Raw genomic sequence first — 2,526 nt, 5'->3', positions numbered from 1 at the left:
TCTGAATCCATCGTGCGTCTTCGATCAATGAATGCGAATACCGTTTTTCAGGAAGAACGCTTATGAGCCGCTCTTGACGAAGTGGGAAGTCCCTGTAGACGGGTTAGGCATCGCCCCCGCTATGTTGGCACAGGCCCAGAAGAGTGGCGTGGGGGAAAGGCTAGGCACACAAGTCTCCAACGGGAATTCCGACCATGCACCCGATGCGAAGTACAAGCAGCAGGATAGCGGGGATAGCGAAGAAGAGCAGCAACGAAACTCGCAGTGCCATGCCGCGCAGAACTGCCGCAAGTGCCACCAGGATTGCTCCAGCTAAAAATGGCACCAGCAAGATAAGGCGAGACTCATCCGCTAACCAAGCGTGCGAGACCAGCAGGAGTCCGGCGAGAGCCATGAAGAACGTCCCCATGGCATAGAGAAGCCCACGAAGCACAGGTTCGCGAATCAGAAATATGCTGCCGATGGACATACGAGATGCCTAACGTTCGACGTAAGGGGCTGGCCGAGGGCCAGTCCCCTTGACGGAGGGGTTAGCCCTTTGGCGCATTGAACAGGCCTACCTTGAAGGATAGACGATCGATGAACGCTCCCGTGCCCACAGTAGGTAGGCCTCAAGCTCCGTTTGCATGGAAGACGGAAGCCAAGAGTTTAGGGCTCTGCTCGACGACTCTGCTACTGCGCCTGCACGGAGTTGCCAGCTGACGTGCAGGCAATCGAGTTGCTTCTCTGCCCTGGTAAAGCACTCTGCGTCTTGCTGAACAAACACGGAATGCACATACGCGCTCCTTGCAATGGTTCGATTCACCCCCGCGAGATAGGCTGTAAAGCACAGTGCGGCCATTGTTGTGCTGGCCAAAACGATGAGGAGCGGGCGCATAGAAGACTATGTATTGAGCAATGTGCGTTGCAGACCGACTGAGAGGGCTAACGCCGCCGCTCAGCCGACGCCGAAGGCGGTCGGATGCAGCGGCCTGTTAACTTTCATGCACCACCACCCCGCGCGTGAACAGCTTTCCTGACGAGATAACGGATTCCGCTTCTCGCCAACCCCGAGCATCACTTCGCCGAGGCGCCTTGAAATCAATACCCATGAAATGCGCTGCCCCTCCACAGTCAGGGCATTTGTAGGAGCGTGTTGCCTCAAAGTCCTGCGCCTCCTCGTACTGTGCTGCCTGCTGTTCACGCGTCATGTAATGATTCGACGCGCCAGAAAACTGTGGGCGCTTGAAGCACTTACGGCAGGAAAAGCACGCGTATTGAAGCGGAACACTGATGGACTTCATGACAGTTAACGCAAAGGCCAGCGGCCGCCAAAGGCGGTCCGATGGGCCGAAATGTTAAACATTTAGAAGCTCTGCGAAGAAATCGAGTGCCACACAGCAGGATCTAGTGTGATCGCTCTGGATGCGTCGAGTCCGCCACCAAACTTCGGGTGAGGAGCAAAACCGAAAACTTGTCGGGAGCTCCGGGTAAGCCCTCGCTCAAGAATTTGCGCGACTGCATCGCGATGCAAGTTTCGCTGCTGCCATTCGGGACTGTTCATACCGCGCCCGAAGTCATCCATAGACACCGCAACTTTCCGAAATTCGCCCAGGAGAGGGTCAAGTGCGTAAACGCTCCCGTCCGGCCTTTCGAGAAAGCAACACCCGAGCGCAGATAGCCCAACGGGCCGCGTTCGACCAATGGCCAAACGTGGCCAACAGGACAGCATCCTTTCGAAATCAAGTTCAGGGTCCTGCGAGATGAGGTCATCCCAACTCAGCTTTCTTACTGCCTGGCTCATAGCGTTGGATTGAAGAAGGGCTGCGCCCAAGACAAATGCGGAACGGCGATTGATCAGCATGGTTTGCTGTTTAACGTTCGCGGTAAGCGGCCGCGCCAGCGTAGCTGGCGAAGGTCCGCTTGACCAAAAGGTTAAACAGCATTCTCTCGCCGCTCCTCAGCAGTGACGCGTTGAACTGAGTACGGCTCGATCTGAGCCGGCCAGAAGCCCCAGGGGCCGAAGCCTCCACGCCCGAGTGCCCCAACCGCCGGAAGCGATAGGTAACTACTCAGAATGCCGTGAATGCGGACGCGCTTGCCAACCCAACGATTGAGAACATCGCGATTAGGCTGAAGGCTCCCTCCGCCGAACCCCACCCAAACGCCGGCTTGATATTGGTGGTCTCCTTCCTGGGGACCTACCTTGCGCTCGGCCTTCGGATAGTGGAGCAGTTCGAACCCCTCGGTGTGAACCTCCAAGATCCCTTCGATCTCGAGTGGCTCGTCATCAAGGGCTTCAAGCAGGTCCAGCACATCATTCACGGAGCGGTGGGCTGTCATGCTGTTTAACGTTCGCGCTGAGCGGGCGGCGTAGCCGTCCGCTCCAGCAAAAGGTTGGGCCGCACAGTCACTTCCGCTGGCCACTCTGCTGCAAGCGTGCACGGATGTGAGATAGCCCCCTGATTCCCCGGCCCCGTCCTGTCGCTTATCTTTGGAGATAGGAACAGGACAGTGCATATGACTAGGCATACGGAGTCAGTAGAG

General features: G+C 57.0%; 2 protein-coding genes. Both read right to left on the bottom strand.

All coding sequences use genetic code 11. The features are described 5' to 3' along the window. Positions 1-160 precede the first annotated feature (160 nt). The gene (locus tag ASF45_RS23545) at positions 161-469 is read right to left on the bottom strand and encodes a hypothetical protein (RefSeq protein ID WP_056668849.1); all 309 of its coding nucleotides are present in this window, start codon (positions 467-469) and stop codon (positions 161-163) included. Between the two features lie 1,445 nt (positions 470-1,914). Further along, positions 1,915-2,304, bottom strand: coding sequence for a hypothetical protein (locus tag ASF45_RS35575; protein ID WP_156473165.1), 390 nt, complete (start codon positions 2,302-2,304; stop codon positions 1,915-1,917). Between the last annotated feature and the right edge of the window lie 222 nt (positions 2,305-2,526).

It is taken from the genome of Pseudorhodoferax sp. Leaf265, assembly GCF_001422365.1.
GTDB lineage: Bacteria > Pseudomonadota > Gammaproteobacteria > Burkholderiales > Burkholderiaceae_C > Pseudorhodoferax.
This window is presented reverse-complemented; position numbering and strand designations above follow the sequence as displayed.

Excerpts from the sequence above, each read along its gene's own strand:
- ASF45_RS23545 (WP_056668849.1), bottom strand. The coding sequence starts at position 469 with ATGTCCATCGGCAGCATATTTCTGATTCGCGAACCTGTGCTTCGTGGG.